The organism is Mycobacterium tuberculosis H37Rv (assembly GCF_000195955.2).
Lineage (GTDB): Bacteria > Actinomycetota > Actinomycetes > Mycobacteriales > Mycobacteriaceae > Mycobacterium > Mycobacterium tuberculosis.
Genome location: NC_000962.3, coordinates 1,096,662 through 1,118,413, shown reverse-complemented (window position 1 = coordinate 1,118,413; position 21,752 = coordinate 1,096,662). Strand labels below are relative to the sequence as shown.

The window sequence follows — 21,752 nt, the reverse complement described above, 5'->3', positions numbered from 1 at the left end:
AGGCGCCGAAATCGCCACTCCTAAAGCGGATCGCGGGCGGCCGGACAGGACATGCAGCGGGGCCCGCCACGGCCGGTACCCAATTCGGAGCCGGCGATGGTAAGCACTTCGATGCCCGCGTCCTGCAGGCGGGCGTTGGTCTGTACGTTGCGCTCGTAGGCGACAACGACACCGGGCGCCAACGCCAACGTGTTGTTGCCGTCGTCCCACTGTTCGCGTTCAGCGACGACGGGGTCCATTCCGGTATGAATTACCCGCAGCTTGTCGATTCCCATCGCCTTGGCAGCCGCCTCCGCGAACGGGGCCGCATCGCCGATGGTCACGCCGTCGGGTGTGCGCTGGATCGTGAACGCCTCGAGCGTGTCGACAACGTTGGCGTACATCACCATCGTATCGGTGTCGACCATCGTGCACACCGTGTCCAGATGCATTTGCGCGCGCTGCTGAGCGATCGGCACGGCGAGCACGGTATGCGCAAGATCATCGTCAAAAAGGCTGCGCGCCAATGCTTCCGCGCCTGCTGGTGTAGTCCGCTCGCCCACTCCGACAGCGACCACACCCGGGGCGAGCAACAACACGTCGCCACCCTCGACCGGAGCGGTGCGCGATTCATAGGCACGCCGCACACCGGTGAACCGCGGGTGATGAGCATAGATGAGGTCGGTCAGCGACGCTTCGCGCACCCGTGCCCGTAATGCCAGCGACGGGATCACCACCCGCGGCCCGATCCATATCGACGAGTCGCGGGTGAACACCAGGTTCGGCAACGGCTCAATGACGAAGTCTCCGCCATGGTGCATACGCAACACCAACGACACGTCGGTCCGCGTGTCCGACGGGAGCTCGTTGAAGGTCATGCCGGCCGTCAGCACATGCGCCAACCTGCCTGGGTCGAGACTACGCAGGTAGGCCGAAAGCTCTTGCGCCAGCGGCAGTCCCAGCCGCGGTGCGTCGACGGCAGCGGCGATCCCCTGCATGCGGGCGGCCCCGCTGTGATGTAGTGCCTCAGTCAACAGGTCCGACAGCAACAGCACTTCCGCACCGCGGGAAGCCAGCAGCTCGGCGAATTCGTCGTGCTCGTCCTGCGCGCGGGATACCCAGGGCAGGCCGTCGAACAGCAGCTGGTCGGTGTTGCGCGGTGTGAGCCGGCGCAGTTCGGCCCCCGGGCGGTGCAGGATGACCACTCTTAGCGCGCCGACCTCGGAATTTGACCCCAATTCGACACCCACAGGTCAAACCGTAGCCGGGGCGGCGCCATCGAACGAATGTGCGATAAGCTTGGCGGCGTGGCGATCGCGGTTCAAGGCGCGCTCTTCGAGCACAACGAGCGAAGACAGCTCGGCGACGGAGCCTTTATCGACATCCGTTCGGGCTGGCTGACCGGCGGCGAAGAACTGCTGGACGCGTTGTTGTCGACGGTGCCGTGGCGAGCCGAGCGCCGTCAGATGTACGACCGGGTGGTCGATGTGCCGCGGCTGGTGAGTTTTCACGACCTGACCATCGAAGATCCGCCGCATCCGCAGCTGGCGCGGATGCGCCGGCGGCTCAACGACATCTACGGCGGCGAACTGGGTGAGCCCTTCACCACCGCCGGGCTGTGCTACTACCGCGACGGCTCTGACAGCGTCGCCTGGCATGGCGACACCATTGGTCGCGGCAGCACTGAGGACACTATGGTGGCGATCGTCAGCCTCGGCGCCACCCGCGTCTTCGCGCTGCGGCCGCGTGGCCGCGGTCCATCGTTGCGACTGCCGTTGGCGCATGGCGATCTATTGGTGATGGGCGGATCGTGTCAACGCACCTTCGAGCATGCGGTGCCCAAGACATCGGCGCCGACGGGTCCGCGCGTGAGCATCCAGTTCCGGCCGCGCGACGTCCGCTAACTCGGTCAACCCCGGACCGCGGCCACCGCCTGTACGAGCAGATCGCGGGCGCGTTGCGTATCGACCCGCGCAACCGGCCGTCCAGGGATTACCAGTGGATTGGCGATGACAATCACCTGGTAGTCCCCGAACCGAGCGGAATAGTCATAGAGCTCGCCGGTGCGCGCTGACCCGCCGACGACCGCCTGCAACACGCGATGCACGCCCAGCGTCTGTGTCCCGTCGATGTGCGGTACATCGACCACCTCGATGCCGCCCCGCAGCTGCGTCCCGGAAAAAGTCACCTTGCTGCAGTCTTTCCCGGGGCTGGGGGCCGGCAGCGGCTGGGACGTCTCCACCGCGATGACGACGAACCGGTTGCCGTTGCCCTCGGCGGAGACGGCGGCCATGTTGCCCTGCAACCCGGTCGGCAGCTGGGGCCCGGCCGCCACTTGCGCACAGTTCGCCGGATCGAAACTCAGCCCGTCGGGCAGTTTGCGGGCGGAAAAGAACCCGGGATCGATGGCCCTGGGAGTGACATCGGTGACGGTGTATTCAGGTCCAAAGCCCGACTTCACTTCGGCCACCTTGGCGATGTCGCCGGTCGAGGCGGTGGTGGAGCTGGCCCCTGATGAGCAGCCGACAAGCCAGCACACCGATCCGACTGCCAGTACCGCCTTGCGCATCGTGGTCAATCTACCCAACGCAGCCCCTGAGCTGCGCAACGTCGACACCGTTTTGACTAGCAGATCAGCGGCGAACTGCGGTGCCAGCGGCGGACGCACCGACCCGGGGTCGGTGATCAGCCGACGGCCTCGATCACTTGCCGGGCTACCCGGTTGATCTGGTCGACCATCTCGCGCCCCAAGCTCAGCTCACCCGGACCCGGCACATCGATCATGGTGGTGATGACTCCGACGTCCTCGCGCTGCCACACCGCCCCGTAGCGGTCCATGATCGTTCGCATCGGCACATTGTCGGAAAGCATGCGCGCGGCAAACCTTTCGACGCCGTCGACCCGGGCGGCCACGGACAACGCACCGATGAGAAAGCTTCCAATCCCCCTGCCCTGATACGCGTCGGCAACCGTGAACGCGATCTCGGCGACCGTCGGATCGGTTTCATCCCGCACAAAACGCGCGTCGGCTACGGGGTCGCTTCCGTCGGTCACCACCCAGACGAAGTGGTCGACGTAGTCGACTTCCGACAGGTAGTGCATCAACGCCGGACTGGGAACACGAGCCGACATGAACCGTCGATACAGCGTCTCGCCGGAGAACTGGATGTGTCCGTGCACGGTCCGCTCGCGGTCACCGGGCAGCACGGGGCGTAGCATCAGTTGAGTCCCGTCGGCAAGCCGTACCGGAATCGGGGAGACGAAGGCGGCGAGACGCTGCCTGGCGGTGCGCAGCAATCGCTCACCGACCCCGGGGATGTGCACCATTGTGGCGAAAGCGCCGCGGCCACCCGTCCAGCCGGTCAGCGGCTCGATGGTGGTGACCGTCGCGCTGCGCGGGCTATCGCGCAGCAGCGCGATTTCGCCGACGATCATGCCCGGCAGCGCCCGAGCGATGATCGCAACACCATCGTCGCCAACATGGCTGACTTCTGCGCTACCCGACGAGATAAGCAGAAACGAAACCGCCGGCTCGCCCTGCCGCAGCAGCACCTGGCCGGCAGCGGCCCGCAACGGCTGAACGCTCGCCGCCAATGACACCAGACCCTCGGCCGGACATCCCTGAAAGACGTCCATCCCCGCAAGATCTTCGACTCGTGCGCCGGTCAATTCGGCTATCCCGTCCAATCCGGCCCGGCGCCAAGCCCAGCTTACGGTTGTACGAACGGTTGTGGCGTCCGGCCTCCTTCCACCTTGCCAGCCGCATCACCACCCGAACCGAGCGGCACCGCGCCGCGGTGTCTCTGCACCTCGGCCGCGCCCACAGAGTGCTCGATATCGGTTGTGGGCCAGGTAATTTCACTGAGCCGCTGTCCGGACATCCACCGGACGGGGGTCTTGCGGTCGGGTTCGACATCTCTGCGCCGACGCTGACCAGCACCGCCCTGGACAACCGTGGGCCACGGACGTGTCATATCCGCGGCCACGCCCGCATGGTGCCATTCGGCGACGAAACATTCGATGCTGTTTGTTGTTTCGGCGCGCTGTAGCTGATGCCGGAACCGTTCCGGATCGCCCGCGAGAAGGTGCGAGTGCTGCGGCCAGCCGGGCGGATCACGATCCACACCAGCTATGCCGGCCAATGCCCGCCGATGCGCTACGCGCCGAACGCCGCCGCCGGCAACATCGGACTCACGATGTTTGACCGGAATGCCTTCGTCAACCTGTCTCGGTCGGCCGGGCTAGTGGACGTCGAGCAGTAGACACAACGCGCGTTGCCGTTTGTAGCCGCCGCCAAGCCCGGTTAGCGAGCACACGCCACCCTACGAAGCGGCCTGGCAAACACCGAGAAGCCGGATTACCGCCGTGCCCGCTTCATATTCCAAGACCCACGGCTGGCCACCATCGACGGACTCCGACATGAGTCTGATCATCACCGGCTGGCCACTTCGCTGGCACATTTGCGTGCAGTCGACCTGGAAAAGGCGATAGTCGCCATCGTGTGGAATGGCCAGCGAAAAGCCCGGCTGGACGGCTTCGACAGGGACCTTCTGCAGGTAGTATTTCGTGCTCATGCACCGACCCTAGGGGCAGGTTGTGACAGGATCGGACGCCGCCACACATGTCTTAGCGAATATTCAGCCGAATATTCGATCTTCATCAGGCTTCGCGCCAGATCGCGGTCGCCACAGCACTTTACCGGTACCACAAGGCCGGCGCCTCGACGTGGACACCGTGGCGGCACCACCGCATTGCGACCTGCCAGGATTGCCCCGAGGGCTGTGCTCGCCGTCTCAACCACGTCCGCGGCGGCACAGCCAACGAGGCTGCCGATGGCTACTGATTAGATGGTGGAGCTAAGGGGATTCGAACCCCTGACCTACTCGATGCGAACGAGTCGCGCTACCAACTGCGCCATAGCCCCTGATCGGTAGCAGGCTACCAGCAGCGGCGCCGATGGCCGAACTGCGCGCCCTACTGACCCACCGCCCGGGGCAGGTCCCTGGGCCAGCCGTAGTTCCGTATCGGGGCCGCGCTCTCCAGGTGCGTGAAGATCGGGTCCTCGTCGTCGATCTCCAGGACCACCGCGCCCGGACGGCGCAGCCGCGACGGCACCACATCGTACTCGCGGTCACGGGTGTTCTCTACACCGAGCCGCGCCCGCGCGATCCGCTGCATCCGCCGCCGACGCACCTTCTCCTCGATGCGGGTTTGCCGACGCAAATATGCCAGGTAGAGCACCGTCACACCGGTGGCGCTACCACAGATCCACCACGCGACCGGGGTCAGCTCGAAGGCCGCGGCGGCAGAGCCAACCAGGATCACCGCCATCACGATCAACGCACGTTTGCGGAAGGTGTACTTGCGGGCGCTGACCGCGGCGGCGGTCTTGGTGTCGAATCGGCGCCGCCGTGACGTGCCGGATGCGACGGTCGGTGGCGCTTCCTGGTCGTCCTCCTCGAGCTCCAAACCGCAGGTGTCCTCGACGTATTCGTATTCGTATTCGTATTCGACCGGGTCGGCCTCCGGGTCGGCGTGGCCCGCAACTCCGTCAGCAGCTTCGGCATCGGCCTCGTCGGCGGACTCGCCGACCGCAGCGCCAGCCCCCACCGGAAGCGCCTCCGAGTCTTCTTCGACCACATCGACGTCTAAGTAGTCCGGCTCGTCGGCACCTGCGGTCTGCGGAGCGGCAACCTTCATGACAACCGCACCCCGACGGCGCGCATCGTCGGCCTCCTGGTCCTCGTCGATGTCATGCTCGACGTCGGCGAACCCGTCCTCGACCGGGTCGTCGCGCCAGTCTTCCTCCGGCTTCCAGTCCGGGTCGTCCCCCTGCCCTTCGGGCGGGAGGTACCCCCAGCGATGTCCCGCGGCGGGACCACCTCGCTTGAGCAGGCGCGCACCAGCGCCACCGTTGAGTACCCGAGTCGCCAAAGCCACATCGCTGGTGCGCCGAACGGCATCACGTTTGCTGATCAGCATGGGAACCAGCACGAACAGCCAGAGCACCACGAGCGATATCCACAACAACGACTGCGGGATGCTTGGCATGATGACCTGCTCTCTTCGGTTCCGATCCCCGCGAGGCCCCATCGTTGGCCAGCGCGGCCGGGTCAAAGCGCCCAGGGCAATTACACACCTGTAATTCATCTCTCACAAGCACCACACGCCACACGTGTCGCGCCAGTCACAGTTTGGTTGCGATTCCGCGTTAGGGCCAGCTGGCATGCCCGGCACGGACCAGCGTCGAGGCCACCGACCCGTAAACCTCTTCGACGGTGATCGCCATCAACAGATGGTCTCGCCATGCCCGGTCAACCTCAAGGTAACGGCGCAACAGCCCCTCCTCGCGGAAGCCAACCTTTGCCAGCACGGCGCGACTGGCCGCATTCTCCGGGCGCACGGTGGCCTCGACTCGATGCAGCATGACCGGACCGAAGCAGTGGTCGAGACCCAACGCCAACGCTCCGGTGGCCACCCCTCCGCCAGTGGCCGCGCTTGGTACCCAATAGCCGATCCAGGCCGACCGCAAGGCCCCGTGGGTGACATTGCCGATGGTCAACTGGCCGCAGAACTGCCCATCCAGCTCGATCACGTACGGCAGCATGCGGCCGTTGCGAGCCTCCGAACGCAGACCCGAACACACCGCCGGCCAGGCAGCAACCGTGTGCCGGACGGTCCACTCGCCGTCCGCGCTGGGCTCCCACGGCTCAAGATGTGCACGGTCGGCCAACCGGATCCGGCTCCAATGCACGCCGTCACGCATCCGCACCGGCCGCAGCCGAATCACGCCTGCCGAGACCCGCAGCGGCCCGACGGCCATCGGCCATCCCGGATGCCGGGGATTCGAGCGCCATAAGTTCACCAGAGTCGCCGTGGTTCGGCTCAGCCGTGCTGAGCCAGGAAGGCGACATCCACGATCTCACCCGTGCGAATCTGCTCGGCCCCGGTGGGAACCACAACCAGACAGTTCGCTTCGGCAAGCGTCGCGAGCAGGTGCGATGACGCCCCCGGAGCGCCGCCCAGCGCCTGCACCAGGTACTCGCCGCTGTCCTGATCACGCATCAACTGGCCACGCAGGTAGCCCTTGCGCCCGGCCACCGACGTGATCGGCGACAGCGTGCGCGCCGACACGATCCGTCGCATCGGATGCCGTTTACCCAGCGACAGCCGGATCAGCGGCCGAACCATCACCTCGAAGACCACCAGGGCGCTGACCGGGTTGGCCGGCAGCAGAAAGGTCGGTACACCATCACGGCCGAGCTGTCCGAAGCCCTGCACGGATCCCGGATGCATGGCGACCCGCACGACCTCCATCTCACCGAGCTCGGAAAGCACCGACCTGACCGCTTCTGCCGCCGCACCGCCCACCCCGCCGGCGATCACCACGACCTCAGCCCGATTGAGCTGGCCCTCGACGATTTCGCCAAGTTCCGTAGGGTCGTTGCTGACGATGCCAACCCGGTTCACCTCCGCACAGGCATCCCGGCCCGCCGCAGCCAAGGCATAGGAGTTGACGTCATAAACCTGCCCGTTGCCCGGGGTCCGCGAGATGTCGACCAACTCGCCCCCGACGGCCATCACCGACAGCCGCGGACGAGGGTGCACCAGCACCCGTTCACGGCCGACCGCCGCCAGCAACCCCACCTGGGCTGCGCCGATGATCGTCCCCGCGCGCACCGCCACATCACCGGGCTGCACGTCGTCGCCCGCACGCCGCACGTAGGCGCCCGACGGCGCCCCGCGCAGCACCCGCACCCGAGACATTCCGCCATCGGTCCACCGCAACGGCAGGACCGCATCGGCCAGGGTGGGAAGCGGCGCGCCGGTCTGCACCCGGACCGCTTGGCGAGGCTGCAACCTGCTCAGGGTGCGCGCTCCGGCTTCGATGGTTCCCATCACCGGTAGGGTCAGCACGTCGCGACCGTCAAGATCGCCGTGGTCGGCAAAGACTTGGACACCACCGGTATCACCGACACCGGCCACATCGACACTGCGCACCGCGTAGCCGTCGATGGCGGCCTGATCAAAACCGGGCATTGGACGTTCGGTGACCACTTCTTCGGCGCACATCAATCCCTGCGCCTCGGCGATCGCAACGCGTATCGGCCTCGGGGCTACCGCAGCGGCCGATATCCGAGCCTGCTGCTCCTCCACAGAACGCACAGCGCCCGCCTTTCCGTCGAGCCATGGGGCCGGGCATCCCCCACCCCGGAACCGTCCGTGCCGTATCGTCGCCAGGCTACTGCTCTGTCAGACCCAGTCGCGCCACCAACCATCGCCGCAAGTCCGGGCCGTAGTCGTCACGATCCAATGCAAAGTCAACCGCAGCCTTGAGGTACCCGCCCGGATTTCCCAGGTCGTGTCGGGACCCTTGGTGGACGACGACATGGACGGGATGGCCCTCGGCAATCAGCAGCGCGATCGCATCGGTGAGCTGCACTTCACCGCCTGCACCCTGGTCGATGCGGCGTAACGCATCGAAGATGGCACGGTCTAGAACGTAGCGGCCGGCCGCCGCATACCTCGACGGCGCCGTTTCGGCCTTGGGCTTTTCGACCATGCCCCTGACCTTCAGCACGTTGGGATCGTCGGTGTAGTCACCATCGGGGACCGGCTCGACATCGAAAACCCCGTAGGCACTGATCTCCTCGCGCGCCACCTCGATAGCACACAGCACGGTGCCGCCCCTGCTGGCTCGCACCTTCGACATCGTCTCCAGGACGCCGGTCGGCAGCACCAGGTCGTCAGGCAGCAGCACCGCGACAGCGTCTTCGTCGGGCGACAGCGTCGGCTCCACACAGCCGATGGCGTGTCCCAGTCCCAGCGGCTCGGCCTGCACCACGGATTCGACCTTGATCAGTGCCGGGGCGCGACGCACCTTGGCCAGCATGGCGATCTTGCCTCGGGCCTCGAGCGTGCCCTCCAGCACCAGGTCTTCCACGAAATGCGCGACCACCCCGTCCTTACCCTCGGAGGTGACGATCACCAGCCGTTCGGCACCGGCCGCGGCCGCCTCGGCGGCCACCAGCTCGATACCGGGAGTGTCGACGACGGGCAGCAGCTCCTTGGGCACCGTCTTGGTGGCCGGCAGAAAGCGCGTACCCAGGCCGGCTGCCGGGACGATTGCCGTGAACGGCGTTAGTACTTCTGGGCGTGACATCGTTCACACGATAACCCGCAGCGTGCTGATTGCCCGCCTCTTCGTTGGCGCTGTCCCGGCGCTCGCGCGGGACGGCCGGGGCTGTGTCATCGTTGAGGACATGGCGATGGCGAGCAAGTCGGCGTTGCGCGACCAGCTCCTGGCGGCCCGACGCCGCGTTGCCGACGACGTGCGCGCCGCCGAGGCCCGGATGTTGCGTGGACACCTGGAGCGCATGGTCACCAGCGACAGCACCGTCTGCGCGTATGTGCCGGTAGGCGGCGAGCCGGGGTCAATCGAGATGTTGGATGTGTTGCTGCGCCGCGCGGGGCGAGTGCTGTTGCCGGTGGCGCGCACCGCCGGCGGTGACCTCCCGTTGCCGTTGCGGTGGGGCGAGTACCGTGCCGGCGGACTCGCGCGCGCACGCTGGGGACTGCTCGAACCACCCGAACCTTGGCTGCCGGAAGCCGCGCTGGCGCAGGCCAGCTTGGTGCTGGTGCCGGCGCTGGCTGTCGACCGCCAGGGCGTGCGACTGGGCCGAGGTCGCGGCTTCTACGATCGCTCGCTGCGGTGCCGCGACCCGCACGCTCGTCTAGTCGCGGTGGTGCGCACTGTCGAACTGGTCGACGTGTTGCCGTCGGAGCCGCACGACGTACCCATGACTCATGCGCTCACACCGGAGCGCGGGCTGATCGCGCTGCCGTGCGGGGAATGACGGAACTCACCTAGCGGTTCTAGCACTTGAGACGGTAGAGTGCTAACGCCGAGTGACATTTCCGGAGGTTCTTGTGCCAACCTACAGCTACGAGTGCACCCAGTGCGCCAACCGCTTCGATGTTGTGCAGGCCTTCACCGACGATGCGCTGACCACGTGCGAGCGGTGTTCTGGCCGGCTGCGCAAGCTGTTCAATGCGGTCGGCGTGGTGTTCAAAGGCACCGGCTTCTACCGCACCGACAGCCGCGAGTCGGGCAAGAAGTCCAAGAGCCAGACCAACGGATCCTCGACCAGCGAGTCGACGAAGAGTTCGGGGAGTTCGGGGAGTTCTGGCTCGAGTGAAAGCAAGGCTTCGGGGTCAACCGAGAAGTCAACCAGCTCCACAACCGCCGCCGCGGCCGTCTGAGTTGAGAGGTTATCCACAAGGGGATTTCTGACCGGCGCTGCCTAGCACGGCGCTGCGCCTACCGTTTGCGGTGTGGCGGAATCCTCCCTGAATCCGAGCCTGGTCAGCCGGATATCGGCGTTTTTGCGCCCGGACTGGACCCGGACCGTGCGGGCCCGGCGCTTCGCCGCGGCCGGGCTGGTCATGCTGGCCGGCGTTGCGGCGCTGCGGTCCAATCCAGAGGATGATCGCTCCGAGGTGGTGGTGGCCGCGCACGATCTGCGCCCCGGTACCGCATTGACTCCCGGTGATGTCAGGCTGGAAAAACGTTCGGCCACCACGCTTCCCGACGGGTCGCAAGCTGACCTGGACGCAGTGGTGGGTTCGACGCTGGCCAGCCCGACACGCCGTGGCGAGGTGCTCACCGACGTGCGTTTACTGGGCAGCCGGTTGGCCGAGTCGACTGCCGGCCCGGACGCCCGCATCGTGCCGCTGCATCTGGCTGACAGCGCTTTGGTCGACCTTGTTCGGGTCGGGGATGTGGTCGACGTGCTGGCCGCGCCGGTAACCGATTCGCCGGCAGCTCTACGGCTCTTGGCCACCGACGCCATCGTGGTCCTGGTCTCGGCCCAGCAGAAGGCCCAGGCGGCTGATAGTGACCGGGTCGTTTTGGTGGCGCTGCCAGCCCGGCTGGCCAATACGGTAGCCGGTGCGGCGCTGGGTCAGACGGTGACGCTGACCCTGCACTGAACACGCCATACCTTATCTTGTACACGTGTCAATGTTGTGCGCATGCCTACGGCCACGAGCATGATCCCGGCAGTCAGCCTGGGTGACCCGCAATTCACCGCCAACGTCCACGACGGGATTGCCCGGATTACAGAGCTGATCAATAGCGAACTCTCCCAGGCCGACGAGGTTATGCGCGACACGGTGGCGCACCTTGTCGACGCCGGCGGCACCCCGTTTAGACCGCTTTTCACGGTGCTTGCGGCGCAACTGGGCTCCGACCCCGACGGATGGGAGGTCACGGTCGCGGGGGCAGCCATCGAGTTGATGCACCTGGGGACGCTTTGTCACGACAGAGTCGTGGATGAGTCCGACATGAGCCGCAAGACACCTAGCGACAACACACGCTGGACCAACAACTTCGCAATCCTCGCCGGTGACTACCGATTCGCGACGGCCTCACAGCTAGCCTCGCGGCTGGACCCCGAGGCCTTCGCGGTCGTCGCCGAGGCGTTCGCCGAGCTGATCACCGGGCAGATGCGCGCGACCCGGGGCCCCGCCTCGCATATCGACACGATCGAGCATTACCTCCGAGTCGTGCACGAGAAGACCGGCTCTCTCATCGCAGCATCCGGACAGCTCGGAGCGGCACTCTCCGGCGCCGCCGAAGAGCAGATCCGCCGCGTAGCGCGCTTGGGGCGCATGATCGGTGCTGCGTTTGAGATCTCGCGCGACATCATCGCCATCTCCGGTGACTCCGCTACGCTATCGGGCGCCGACCTTGGCCAAGCTGTCCACACGCTGCCGATGCTCTACGCGCTGCGTGAGCAGACACCCGACACAAGCCGGCTGCGTGAGTTGCTGGCCGGACCGATCCACGACGACCACGTCGCCGAAGCCCTCACACTGCTGCGTTGCTCACCGGGCATAGGAAAGGCCAAGAATGTGGTAGCCGCCTATGCCGCACAGGCGCGAGAGGAGCTCCCCTATTTGCCTGACCGCCAACCTCGCCGAGCCCTTGCGACATTGATCGACCACGCGATATCTGCGTGCGACTAGCGACACACCCCAGCAACTACCTGTTGACACAACGACGAATAAGTACTCTAGGGTTTGCAGCGATATCACAACTGCCCGACGACCATTCGAGAGCCTCTAAACCAAGAATCACCGGCAATTACCCGACTTCAAGACAGCCGTTGTACATAGCCGGTCATTTCAACGTATCCCCGACCACTGATCGGCATTCCTTGATAACGACCCTCAAGGGCAACCGCCCCTTCCCAGTAAGTCCTCGATAACCGCAGTTCTTGATTAGCCATTAATGCGGCCCCGCGCAGCGTCAAACCTATCCGTTCAATTTCGATTTCCCATGCAATCGGATAGGTGGCGCCACTCTGGTCACTGGTCCAACGATCAGTCGTCTTGATGCGGAAATCGGACGACTCGAGAGGGATCACGCCACCATCCCCGGCAACAAAGGTACCGCTGGAAAATCGGGTCACACTCCCATCCGCCTGTCGAATCTGAAAAAGCATCAAAGCGGTGCCATTGTAAAATTGGAGCCCGAACCAATCCCAACCCACATCTTCAGGGGCCAGCGCACTGGTCATGTACTCATGATCTTTCCAGCTCAAACCACTAACCATGAATGTGTCGCCATTAACACTGACAGTGCCCCGCGATTCTTGACGAACTAACGAGTAGTAGTTGGACGCGTTTCCCGGTTGCGCGCCTTTCACACTTAACCCAGCATTTCCTTGCAAGATAGGCGGCAGCGTTTGCGTCAATGTCAAATCCAACACCGTGTTCTGAGTTCGAGCAAACAATTGCACCGAATTGTTGTTGGATTCACGCGCATACCAATCGTCTAGCCACACCGCATACGGCTCCGAGCTAGCACCAGCCAAACCCAACGCCTGCCGACTGAATTTCTCAGCCGGATAAAAGCCCCTGTTCGAAATATCACTTATCGCGAAGTGGGCCATATAGACCTGGGTCGTGCGCCATGAAGAAGCATCCGCTATGGCGACCCCCTCGCCGGGTGGTGCGAGAGCCCTGCGGAAAAAAGTAAGCTGGTAGCCGAAAAGCCGACCGTCAGCAGTTTCCAGATTACCGGTGTAATACCACCATTCCGTCTGGTAATCGTAATGAGGACCCAAATCCCGGGGAAACCGAACGGCTCCCGGCACTGTGGCCAAGGAATATCCGGCGTTATTCTCATCGACCAAAACGCCAACTAAAGAGTCAGCAGCCACAGCATTCGTTCGCGGACGTTGCCACCACCAGAAAGCCACCAGCGTCAGCGTCAGAACCAGTACAACACCGGTCAATCCTGCTTTTCTCATGTACCGTCATTCCTCACGAATCGCCGTGCGAATCGTCATCCGTCCCAAACGCCAAGCGGGGTACATACCCGCCGCCAGGGCGGCCACCACCGCTACCAACAGGGCTCGAAGAAAATGCGCCGACTCAAAGTGCATCTGCAAGGTCCAGCCGAATGAGCGGACATTGATAATGCGGACAAGAATCCACGCTAGAATACAACCAGTTGGCAAGGCCATCAAGCCGGCCATCCCGCCCATTAGGCCGGTCTCAATGAACATCAGCTTCCATAATTGGCGGGTAGTCATGCCAATGGCGCGAAAAACACCCAACTCATGAGCCCGGTCCAATTCCAAACTCATCAGCGCGCTCAGTACGCCAATAAAAGCCACCACCGTGGCCACCAGTTGCAACGCGATGGTAATGGTAAAACTACGATCAAATATGAACATTGATGCTTCGCGGACACTATGAGTCGATTGAATAACAATGTCTTCCCGACCCGCGAACGCGGCTTGTAGTTGATCTATCAAGGCACCGCTATTCGCACCCGATGCCAAAAAAAGAAACATGGTCGTCACGTCATCATCCTGCCAATGGGCCCGATAACTGGCGCGATCCATCAAAATCACACCTTGATCTGAGGTGTAGTCAGAGAAAACCGCCAGAACGGGGAACGTTTGTGGCCCCGAATCCGTCATTAGCGTGATCGGCCTTGGCGGCATCTGCAAGTGTTGTCGCGATACCATTGGCTCCGATAGCATCACCCCTTTCCCCGCCAAGAAACGTGGCCAGAGCGTGTCTTTATTGCCGTCGATCCACCTATATGGTCGCTTGCCGTCGGAAATATCACCCGACACCGCCATTAGTTCCACCTCACGCCCCCAGTCCGGGGCAAAAACGGAACTATACCGAGCCATAACTGCGTCACGCACTCCTGGCCATTTGCTTATATTCCGGACGGCATCCACAGGCAGATTACCGCTGGGGCGACCGGATGTTAAGGTCGGCGGAGACACATAGACATCCGACTTCAAAGTCACCTCTAGCCAATTGGCCAGCGTCTGTCGAAACGACCCCACCGATATGGAGACGCCTACCATCAAGGACACGGCCATCATCAGGGCGGCGATGGCGATAGAGGTGCGACTCAACGAGCGCACAATATTGCGTGGCGCCATTCGACCTATTGGACCGAGCAGCCGTCCTAAGCCAGGAGCTAAGCGCAACATTACAAACCGGGTCAGCGGCGGGGCAATAAGCGCCAGGGCAATCAGCACACTAAAGAGACCGACAAAGGCCACAACCAGGTTGTTGCCCGGCAACCACAGCATCAATACACCAAAGCTACCCAAACCAAACCACGCCACCCACAACCACGGCATGAGCTTGGTTATCTTGCTTTCCAGGGAGGAGCGCCGCAATGTGCTGGCAGGGACGGTGCGCATCGCTTCTATAGCCGGTGGCAGTGTGGCTAACATGGCGGCAAAGATGCCGATGATCAGCCCCTTCAACAAGCTTTCGGCGGAGACGGACACATTGCGAACATTGATGACAAAATAGAAATCATTGATGGTTTGAGTCACCAGGCCGATCAAGCCTTCGCCGAGCCAAATTCCAATCAAGAGGCCCAAGCCCGTACCAATCAGCCCGGCAACGAGGGATTCCGTCATTATCAGCCAAAATAACTGCTCTCGGGTTACACCCAAACAGCGCAATATGGCGAAAAACGGTCGCCGTTGCACGACATTAAATGTCACGGTATTGTAGATTAAAAAGATACCCACCAACAAGGCAATCAAACTGAGAGCGGTTAAATTGACCGTAAAAGCGTCCGTCATCTGTTTGACGGTGTCCCGTTGGGTATCCGACGTTTCCATACGCACACCGGCCGGCAGTCTTTGTTGGATGCGTGTTGCAGTGGCCTCATCTTTGATGATCAAATCGATGTGGCTCAGTCTTCCGGGCATATGGAACAACTCTTGGGCCGTGGAAATATCAGCAATGATAAGGTCGGACAATTTTTGATTGCTAACTTCATCTGCAGGTGTCAGCAATCCCACCAGGGTTACTGTGGTAGGCGCACCTTTCACTTGCAGAGCAATGCGATCGCCCACAGCCAAGCCATACTTCTGTGCCACTTGTCGGCTTAACACGACACCGTTGGGTCGAGTCAAAAAGCCACCCAACTCGGCGATATTTTGGTTGGACCATAAAGGCGAGCGAAAAGCTGACTCCGCAAATGGGTCGGTGCCCATGAACTGCATAGCTCGGTTTCCCAGTCCGCGGGCCAACACATAGCCTTCGATTACCGGAGCGGAAAAATCGTACCCGTGTCGGCGCAGATCGACATAAAGCTGTTGGTCCACCCCGGCGGGGCCACTGACCAGCCGGTGAGTAGATTTTCCGGTGATGGCCGCGGCAGAGAGATCGAAGGCACGTTGCGCCGAATTACTGGATACATCGATAGCCACGATCATGGCAACGCCTAGCGCAATTCCCAGGACCAGCAGAATATATTGAAACGGCCGCTGACGCAGCCGACGCCACGCCGTGCGCCATAGTGGTGCATAAGCAACGGGAGCTTGGTCATTCATATGACGTGGGCAATAGGATCGTGCTGGCCGGCTGGTCGGTTTGATTTTCTCGGTTCACGGCAGGTATCAACCTGCCGCCCTGTAAGTTGACTACCCGGTCGGCATGCTGCGTCATCGACGGGCTATGCGTAGCCATGATTAAGGTTTTACCTGCTTGGCGGGTGAGATCAAGCAGAACATCCAAGACTTTATCCCCGGTATCGGAGTCCAGGTTGCCGGTCGGCTCATCGGCTAACACCAGCATGGGATTATGCGCCAACGCTCTGGAAATAGCGACCCGTTGTTGTTCTCCGCCGGAGAGTTTATCGGGAAAGGTGCGTTCACGGTCGGCCATGCCCACTTTTTCGAGAAGGTCACGAGCGACCACGGCCGCTTTCCTCTGAGAAACTCCGGCCAGTTCCTGAGGCAGCGTAATATTTTCCAACACGGTAAGAGTGGGAATCAGGTTGAAAAATTGAAAGACGATGCCAATCTGATCGCGCCGGAACAACGTCCGGTCTCGCTCGGTTTTCTGAGTGATAGCGAACCCATTAATTGTGACGTCACCTGTGGTGGGCTTTTCTATGCCACTGATGAGGTTCAGCAAAGTGCTTTTACCACTTCCACTTTGCCCCAGCAGCGCGACAAACTCACCGGGCTCGAAATCGAAGGTGATGTGGTCTAGGACTTGTCGTCGGGTTTCGCCTTCTCGGAATGTCCAGCTCAAGTTACTCAGCTGAACGATAGGTTGCCGGTTCATGTAGGTCCTTTGTTGGATATTTCGGCGGTAGTCTAGCCCGGATCGCTCACAGCTGAAGGCGTTGTTGGCGTGATGTCATCTCGATCACTGTCCTGGCCACCGCGCCATCCGTCGCCGCGTTCCCGACCGGCCGGTTACGCGCACACCACGGTCAGCGAAGTCAAGGGCATCCCGTCAACAAACAACAGCACCGGATCCCGGCAGCGTCAGCTCCCCATGGCAACGGCGATCCCAGCGTCGTGGCCATTGACACCACCTGGTCTAGTTTTTCTAGGTGTTCCACTCGCGGACTGCCGGCCGCCGACTGCAGAAAGGACATCGCATGCTCAAAGGATTCAAGGAGTTTCTCGCGCGGGGTAATATCGTCGACCTGGCTGTCGCGGTGGTAATCGGCACAGCGTTCACGGCGTTGGTCACCAAGTTCACCGACAGCATCATTACGCCGCTGATCAACCGGATCGGCGTCAACGCACAGTCCGACGTCGGCATCTTGCGGATCGGTATCGGCGGTGGTCAGACCATTGACTTGAACGTCTTGTTGTCGGCAGCGATCAACTTTTTCCTGATCGCGTTCGCGGTGTACTTCCTAGTCGTGCTGCCCTACAACACACTACGCAAGAAGGGGGAGGTCGAGCAGCCGGGCGACACCCAAGTCGTGCTGCTCACCGAAATCCGCGATCTGCTCGCGCAAACGAACGGGGACTCGCCGGGGAGGCACGGCGGCCGTGGGACACCATCGCCAACCGACGGGCCTCGCGCGAGCACAGAATCGCAATAGCCCGACACTCGATCCGGATTCAGATCTCCAAGCTCGACAACTGCCCGATGATCTGTGCCGCTAGCGGATTCAGCGTCGCCATTCCATCGCGCACCGCATAACGCGAACCCGCGAGGTTGACCACCAGCGTGCTGCCGGAGACACCCGCCAGGCCGCGCGACAACCCGGCGTCGACGATTCCCGCGGACAGCCCGGACGCGCGGATGGCCTCGGCGATACCGAGGATCTCGCGGTCCAGAATGTCGCGGGTGGCTTCCGGGGTGACATCGCGAGGCGTCACCCCGGTCCCGCCGACCGACACCACCAGGTCCACCCCGCCGATCACCGCTGTGTTCAGCGCATTTCGGATCTCGACCTCGTCGGCCGACACCGCCACCACGCCGTCGACAACAAACCCGGCCTCGGTGAGCAGCTCGGTGACAAGCGGCCCGCTGTGGTCTTCATCGCCGTGCGCCGTGCGATCGTCAACGACGACGACAAGTGCCCGGCCAACCACCAACTCCGCACGCTGTTCCATGGGTGCCACCGTATATCCGAGCTTTGAACACTGCGCGGCGACCTTCATCACTGCTCCGCCTTGCCGAGGGTGACTTGCACTGTGCGGCTACCGCCCGAGGGATCCTGAAAGGTTAGCGCCACCGTGGCGCCCGGCGCTTTGGACCGCACGGCGGCAACCAACGCGTCCGCGCTGTTGATCGGGCGGTCGTCGACCTTGGTGACAACGACGCCCTTCGGCACTCCAGCGTTCGCGGCAGCACCACCGGCCACTACTTCGACGATCTTGGCGCCCAGGGTGTCTTTGTCATTGGTCACCTGCACACCCAGGGAGGCATGTGACGCCTTGCCGGTGCTGATCAACTCGTCGGCGATGCGCTTGGCCTGGTCGACTGGAATCGCAAAACCGAGACCGATCGAGCCGCTCTGCGCATCGGCTGAGTCCGCGCCCAGCGTGGCAATGGCCGAGTTGACTCCGACGAGTTGAGCGTTCATGTTCACCAGCGCGCCCCCGGAGTTACCGGGGTTGATCGCGGCGTCGGTCTGAATGGCGTCCAGCACGGTGTTCTGGTTGCCGGCCTCGCCGGTCGTCGACACTGGACGGTTGAGAGCGCTGACGATCCCCGTGGTCACGGTGCCCTCCAAACCGAGCGGCGACCCGATCGCCAGCACCGGCTGACCGACCCTCAGGTCCGAGGAGGAACCCAGGGAGATCGGGGTGAGCCCGGAGACGCCCTGAACACGGACGACGGCGATATCACTGGTGGGGTCAGCCCCCACCACCGTGAAGGGTGCGGTCCGCCCGTCAGAGAAGGTTACCGTCGTTTTCGGCGGCGGACTGCCCAGGGGAGGCTTGGCGGCCGCCGCGATCACGTGGTTGTTGGTCAAGATCAGCCCCTCGGCAGACAGAATGATGCCGGAGCCCTCCTCCGACTGGCGGCCCAGATCGGTTTCCAACATGACGACACTGGGCACCACCTTGGCCGCCACCTGTTCGACCGACCCCGGCGGCATGTTTGCTGCGGGGATGCTTGGCGCCGCGCTGGCAGCCACTGGGCCGCCGCTGGGGCCGGCGGGTGCCCGGTTGAACCCGACCAGGGATGCGGCCGCGCCGCCGATGCCGGCGGACACCACCGCTATCGTCACCGCGCCGATGGCCAACATGCCTGCACGAGGGCGTTGGCGAACCATCCCAGGAGGGGGCGTCATGGTCGGAATCACGCCAGGTATCAGACCCGGCCGGGTACCACCCAACGCCTCGTAGGGTTGACGGTACTGGGTTGGCTGCGGGGGCGGGGACGGTGGGTAACGCCAGTCGAACTGCTGGCTGTACGTTTGCTGCTGCCCCTGAGCATAACCTGGGGTTCCCGGCTGCTGCGGCGGTGGCGAATACCGTGGGTGATTCGTCATGTCGCTAGGTTGCTCTTCCTGTACTAGGCCCACTACTCGGGCCAACTTGGCCATGCGTGGACTGGCATGGGTGTGGCTTTCAACAGTAACTGCACAACTAGGTTGCGCGCGTGGACTGAGATTCCACTGAGATAACGTTCGCCGAACCCCGAGAGTTCTCGATGTCCGTGCTCCGAGCGCCAGCCGTCGCACCGGGAAGCTGCGGAATCGGCATCCGACGGCCGGGGAGCAGCACGTAAATCGACGTTCCAGGGGGCTGGCCGCCTGGGTCGGTGTCTTCGATGCGCAGCAATCCGCCGTGGTTGAGCACCACCTGTTTGACGATCGCCAACCCGAGGCCCGAACCCGGCAACGCCCGTGCCGATGCCGACCGGTAAAACCGTTCAAACACCAGACGGCGCTCCTGCACGGGAATGCCCGGGCCGCGGTCGGAAACCACCAGCTCAGCGTGCGACGCGTCGAGCTGGCTCAGCCTGACACCCACGTGGCCGCCCGGCGGGCTCCACTTCGCGGCGTTGTCCATCAGGTTAAGCGCCATCCGCGACAATCCAGCGGTATCGCCATAAACCTGCCACCCAATCACCTCGACGTCGAAAAGGATATCGTTGCGCCGCCGCCTGACCCGCTCCAGGCTGCGGTCGACGACGTCAGCCATGTCGACCGGCTCGTGCACCACTTCTCCGGCGTCGCCTCGGGACAGGTCCACCAAATCGCCTACCAGTGTGGACAATTCCTCGATTTGAGCCAGCACATCGGCACGCAGGTCGACCATCTCCTGCTTGGGTAGCCGCGGAGCCCCCGGGGCCATCGAGGCCATCAAGAGTTCGACATTGGTGCGCAGCGACGTTAGCGGGGTACGCAATTCATGTCCGGCGTCGGTAACCAGCCTTGCCTGCCGTTCCCGTGACTCGGCCAGCGCCCGCAGCATTAAATTGAATGCCTCTGTCAGCCTGGCCAATTCGTCGCTGCCGAAGACGGGGATGGGCCGCAGGTCGTCGGTTCGCGCCACCCGCTCGGCCGCTTCGGTGAGGCGGCCCACCGGCCTCAGCCCGGCCCGGGTGACCATCCCCCCGGCCACCGCGGCGACCGCCACCCCGATCCCACCCACGATCAATAGCACCCAACGCAGCTTGTTCATGACTGCTTCGGTGGGCTTGAGACTTTTGGAGATCAGCAGCGAACTACCGTTGGTCAGACGGATGGCAAGCACCCGTTGGTCGGCGGTGGTGCGCCGCGACATGAACAACTCGCCACGGATCACCGCCTTCTCGGCAGCACCGACCGGCAGCGTCTGGCCCGGCTGTTGAGCGGTGTAGATGGACTGGCCGGGGTTGACCAGCATCGCGTTGACATCCGAATAGGCGGTACCCTCGATTGCCTTACCCGGATCAGCTGCCAGCGAGCCACTGGCGATGAGCAGTTGCGCCCGGCTCTGCAGTTGGTTGTCGATGTCGCTGTAGAGCGCGGCCGAGATCACCGCATAGACGGCGAACGACATCAGCACAACCACCATCGCGACCATGGACATCGCCAGCAGCATGACCCGCCACCGCAGGGATAATGAGCTGGTGGCGCGCAGCGGCGCCCGGTCTCGGCGGCGGAACCACCACATCAGGGTGGTGTTTCACGTAGCACGTAACCCACTCCGCGCACAGTGTGGATCAGCCGCGGCTCGCCGTCGGCCTCGGTCTTGCGGCGTAGATACCCGACGTAGACTTCCAGCGCGTTGCCCGAGGTGGGAAAGTCGAATCCCCATACCTCTTCCAGGATACGGCTGCGCGTCAGCACTCGCCGCGGATTGGCGATCAGCATCTCCAGCAATGCAAATTCGGTGCGGGTCAGGCTGATCCGGCGCTGTCCACGGTTGACTTCGCGGGTTACCGGGTCCAGCGTCAGGTCGGAGAACCTCATGGCCATCGACTCGGCGGCATCCTCGGGCTTGGTGCGGCGCAGCAGCGCCCGCATCCGTGCCAGCAGCTCTTCGAGGGCGAACGGCTTTGGTAGGTAGTCGTCGGCACCGGCGTCCAGCCCGGCCACCCGCTCGGACACCGAGTCGCGCGCGGTCAGCACCAGAATCGGCAGGTCGTCGCCGGTGCCGCGGAGCTGACGGCACACCTCGAGGCCGTCCAGCCGCGGCATCATGACATCCAGGACCAACGCGTCGGGGCGATCGCTGGCAATCATGTCGAGCGCCTCAACCCCGTCGTGGGCCAGTTCGACCGAATAGCCATTGAAGGAAAGCGACCGGCGCAGCGACTCGCGCACCGCACGATCGTCGTCAACGACAAGAATTCGCACGGACACCAGTGTCGTCGCAGCGCCTGAGACTGGCCTGAGAGGCGCGCCGTGGTATGCGGGTTTGTTCGACGAGGTTTAGCCACATCAGCCACATTGGCCCCATGGACGGGTTTTGTTTGGTGGTCAAGAGTAGGGCGATTTGTGCTGCTTGGCGGAAGAG

Annotated in this window: 22 protein-coding genes and 1 tRNA gene; 6 read left to right on the top strand and 17 right to left on the bottom strand. The window is 63.3% G+C overall.

Going from position 1 to position 21,752, the window contains the following annotated elements; genetic code table 11:
* Positions 1-20: 20 nt before the first annotated feature.
* Positions 21-1,229, bottom strand: coding sequence for an arginine deiminase (arcA, locus tag Rv1001; protein ID NP_215517.1), 1,209 nt, complete (start codon positions 1,227-1,229; stop codon positions 21-23).
* A gap of 36 nt (positions 1,230-1,265) precedes the next feature.
* On the opposite strand from arcA, the gene Rv1000c reads away from it, so the two are divergent.
* On the top strand, positions 1,266-1,883 hold the full coding sequence (locus tag Rv1000c; protein YP_177777.1) for a hypothetical protein: 618 nt from the start codon (positions 1,266-1,268) through the stop codon (positions 1,881-1,883).
* Between the two features lie 5 nt (positions 1,884-1,888).
* On the opposite strand, the gene Rv0999 is transcribed toward Rv1000c, so the two are convergent.
* From Rv0999 to galU, 9 genes are all read right to left on the bottom strand, one after another.
* Positions 1,889-2,647, bottom strand: a complete 759-nt coding sequence (locus Rv0999) for a hypothetical protein (protein ID NP_215514.1) — start codon at positions 2,645-2,647, stop codon at positions 1,889-1,891.
* A 17-nt stretch (positions 2,648-2,664) separates the two neighbouring features.
* Positions 2,665-3,666 carry an acetyltransferase Pat gene (locus tag Rv0998; RefSeq protein NP_215513.1) on the bottom strand — a complete coding sequence of 334 codons (1,002 nt, stop codon included), beginning with the start codon at positions 3,664-3,666 and terminating at the stop codon, positions 2,665-2,667.
* A gap of 23 nt (positions 3,667-3,689) precedes the next feature.
* Entirely contained in the window at positions 3,690-4,121 is a 432-nt protein-coding gene (locus Rv0997; RefSeq protein ID NP_215512.1) for a hypothetical protein, read from the bottom strand.
* Between the two features lie 180 nt (positions 4,122-4,301).
* The gene (locus Rv0997a; protein YP_009030028.1) at positions 4,302-4,553 is read right to left on the bottom strand and encodes a hypothetical protein; all 252 of its coding nucleotides are present in this window, start codon (positions 4,551-4,553) and stop codon (positions 4,302-4,304) included.
* A gap of 277 nt (positions 4,554-4,830) precedes the next feature.
* A tRNA-Ala gene (gene alaV / locus Rvnt15) sits at positions 4,831-4,903 on the bottom strand.
* Between the two features lie 50 nt (positions 4,904-4,953).
* Positions 4,954-6,030, bottom strand: coding sequence for a transmembrane protein (locus tag Rv0996; protein ID NP_215511.1), 1,077 nt, complete (start codon positions 6,028-6,030; stop codon positions 4,954-4,956).
* Between the two features lie 160 nt (positions 6,031-6,190).
* Complete coding sequence (gene rimJ, locus Rv0995; RefSeq protein NP_215510.1) at positions 6,191-6,802, bottom strand: ribosomal-protein-alanine acetyltransferase RimJ; 612 nt, start codon at positions 6,800-6,802, stop codon at positions 6,191-6,193.
* A gap of 62 nt (positions 6,803-6,864) precedes the next feature.
* Positions 6,865-8,145, bottom strand: coding sequence for a molybdopterin molybdenumtransferase 1 (moeA1, locus tag Rv0994; RefSeq protein YP_177776.1), 1,281 nt, complete (start codon positions 8,143-8,145; stop codon positions 6,865-6,867).
* A gap of 76 nt (positions 8,146-8,221) precedes the next feature.
* Positions 8,222-9,142, bottom strand: coding sequence for a UTP--glucose-1-phosphate uridylyltransferase (galU, locus tag Rv0993; RefSeq protein NP_215508.1), 921 nt, complete (start codon positions 9,140-9,142; stop codon positions 8,222-8,224).
* 100 nt (positions 9,143-9,242) lie between these two features.
* Between galU and Rv0992c the strand changes: the two genes are divergently transcribed.
* The 4 genes from Rv0992c (at position 9,243) to grcC2 (ending at position 12,009) form a co-directional block, all read left to right on the top strand.
* Positions 9,243-9,836 (top strand): 5-formyltetrahydrofolate cyclo-ligase, encoded by a 594-nt coding sequence (locus Rv0992c; RefSeq protein NP_215507.1) that lies wholly within the window; start codon positions 9,243-9,245, stop codon positions 9,834-9,836.
* 73 nt (positions 9,837-9,909) lie between these two features.
* On the top strand, positions 9,910-10,242 hold the full coding sequence (locus tag Rv0991c; protein NP_215506.1) for a hypothetical protein: 333 nt from the start codon (positions 9,910-9,912) through the stop codon (positions 10,240-10,242).
* Positions 10,243-10,314: 72 nt separating this feature from the next.
* Positions 10,315-10,971 carry a hypothetical protein gene (locus Rv0990c; RefSeq protein ID NP_215505.1) on the top strand — a complete coding sequence of 219 codons (657 nt, stop codon included), beginning with the start codon at positions 10,315-10,317 and terminating at the stop codon, positions 10,969-10,971.
* A 60-nt stretch (positions 10,972-11,031) separates the two neighbouring features.
* Positions 11,032-12,009, top strand: coding sequence for a polyprenyl-diphosphate synthase GrcC (gene grcC2 / locus Rv0989c; RefSeq protein NP_215504.1), 978 nt, complete (start codon positions 11,032-11,034; stop codon positions 12,007-12,009).
* 128 nt (positions 12,010-12,137) lie between these two features.
* Here the strand turns inward: grcC2 and Rv0988 are convergent, their stop codons facing one another.
* Genes Rv0988 through Rv0986 form a run of 3 tightly spaced genes read right to left on the bottom strand, consistent with a single transcriptional unit; the run spans position 12,138 to position 16,611 of the window.
* Positions 12,138-13,298, bottom strand: coding sequence for a hypothetical protein (locus Rv0988; protein NP_215503.1), 1,161 nt, complete (start codon positions 13,296-13,298; stop codon positions 12,138-12,140).
* Positions 13,299-13,304: 6 nt separating this feature from the next.
* Complete coding sequence (locus Rv0987) at positions 13,305-15,872, bottom strand: adhesion component ABC transporter permease (RefSeq protein ID NP_215502.1); 2,568 nt, start codon at positions 15,870-15,872, stop codon at positions 13,305-13,307.
* The gene (locus Rv0986; protein ID NP_215501.1) at positions 15,865-16,611 is read right to left on the bottom strand and encodes an adhesion component ABC transporter ATP-binding protein; all 747 of its coding nucleotides are present in this window, start codon (positions 16,609-16,611) and stop codon (positions 15,865-15,867) included. The genes Rv0987 and Rv0986 overlap by 8 nt, the downstream gene beginning before the upstream one ends.
* 322 nt (positions 16,612-16,933) lie before the next feature.
* On the opposite strand from Rv0986, the gene mscL reads away from it, so the two are divergent.
* On the top strand, positions 16,934-17,389 hold the full coding sequence (gene mscL, locus Rv0985c) for a large-conductance ion mechanosensitive channel (RefSeq protein NP_215500.1): 456 nt from the start codon (positions 16,934-16,936) through the stop codon (positions 17,387-17,389).
* Positions 17,390-17,408: 19 nt separating this feature from the next.
* Here the strand turns inward: mscL and moaB2 are convergent, their stop codons facing one another.
* The 4 genes from moaB2 to mprA are packed head-to-tail and all read right to left on the bottom strand — an operon-like array spanning position 17,409 to position 21,592.
* Positions 17,409-17,954, bottom strand: a complete 546-nt coding sequence (gene moaB2 / locus Rv0984; RefSeq protein NP_215499.1) for a pterin-4-alpha-carbinolamine dehydratase — start codon at positions 17,952-17,954, stop codon at positions 17,409-17,411.
* Positions 17,954-19,348 (bottom strand): serine protease PepD, encoded by a 1,395-nt coding sequence (pepD, locus tag Rv0983; RefSeq protein NP_215498.1) that lies wholly within the window; start codon positions 19,346-19,348, stop codon positions 17,954-17,956. Before pepD ends, moaB2 begins: the two co-directional genes overlap by 1 nt.
* A gap of 43 nt (positions 19,349-19,391) precedes the next feature.
* Entirely contained in the window at positions 19,392-20,906 is a 1,515-nt protein-coding gene (gene mprB, locus Rv0982) for a two component histidine-protein kinase/phosphatase MprB (protein NP_215497.1), read from the bottom strand.
* Positions 20,906-21,592, bottom strand: coding sequence for a two-component response regulator MrpA (gene mprA / locus Rv0981; protein NP_215496.2), 687 nt, complete (start codon positions 21,590-21,592; stop codon positions 20,906-20,908). Before mprA ends, mprB begins: the two co-directional genes overlap by 1 nt.
* Between the last annotated feature and the right edge of the window lie 160 nt (positions 21,593-21,752).

Bases quoted from the DNA above. Each gene is read 5' to 3' on its own strand.
- Rv1000c (YP_177777.1), top strand. From the start codon at position 1,266: ATGTGCGATAAGCTTGGCGGCGTGGCGATCGCGGTTCAAGGCGCGCTC.
- Rv0997a (YP_009030028.1), bottom strand. From the start codon at position 4,553: ATGAGCACGAAATACTACCTGCAGAAGGTCCCTGTCGAAGCCGTCCAG.
- Rv0996 (NP_215511.1), bottom strand. From the start codon at position 6,030: ATGCCAAGCATCCCGCAGTCGTTGTTGTGGATATCGCTCGTGGTGCTC.
- rimJ (NP_215510.1), bottom strand. From the start codon at position 6,802: ATGGCCGTCGGGCCGCTGCGGGTCTCGGCAGGCGTGATTCGGCTGCGG.
- galU (NP_215508.1), bottom strand. From the start codon at position 9,142: ATGTCACGCCCAGAAGTACTAACGCCGTTCACGGCAATCGTCCCGGCA.
- Rv0992c (NP_215507.1), top strand. From the start codon at position 9,243: ATGGCGATGGCGAGCAAGTCGGCGTTGCGCGACCAGCTCCTGGCGGCC.
- grcC2 (NP_215504.1), top strand. From the start codon at position 11,032: ATGATCCCGGCAGTCAGCCTGGGTGACCCGCAATTCACCGCCAACGTC.
- Rv0988 (NP_215503.1), bottom strand. From the start codon at position 13,298: ATGAGAAAAGCAGGATTGACCGGTGTTGTACTGGTTCTGACGCTGACG.
- Rv0987 (NP_215502.1), bottom strand. From the start codon at position 15,872: ATGAATGACCAAGCTCCCGTTGCTTATGCACCACTATGGCGCACGGCG.
- Rv0986 (NP_215501.1), bottom strand. From the start codon at position 16,611: ATGAACCGGCAACCTATCGTTCAGCTGAGTAACTTGAGCTGGACATTC.
- mscL (NP_215500.1), top strand. From the start codon at position 16,934: ATGCTCAAAGGATTCAAGGAGTTTCTCGCGCGGGGTAATATCGTCGAC.
- moaB2 (NP_215499.1), bottom strand. From the start codon at position 17,954: ATGAAGGTCGCCGCGCAGTGTTCAAAGCTCGGATATACGGTGGCACCC.
- pepD (NP_215498.1), bottom strand. From the start codon at position 19,348: ATGGCCAAGTTGGCCCGAGTAGTGGGCCTAGTACAGGAAGAGCAACCT.
- mprB (NP_215497.1), bottom strand. From the start codon at position 20,906: ATGTGGTGGTTCCGCCGCCGAGACCGGGCGCCGCTGCGCGCCACCAGC.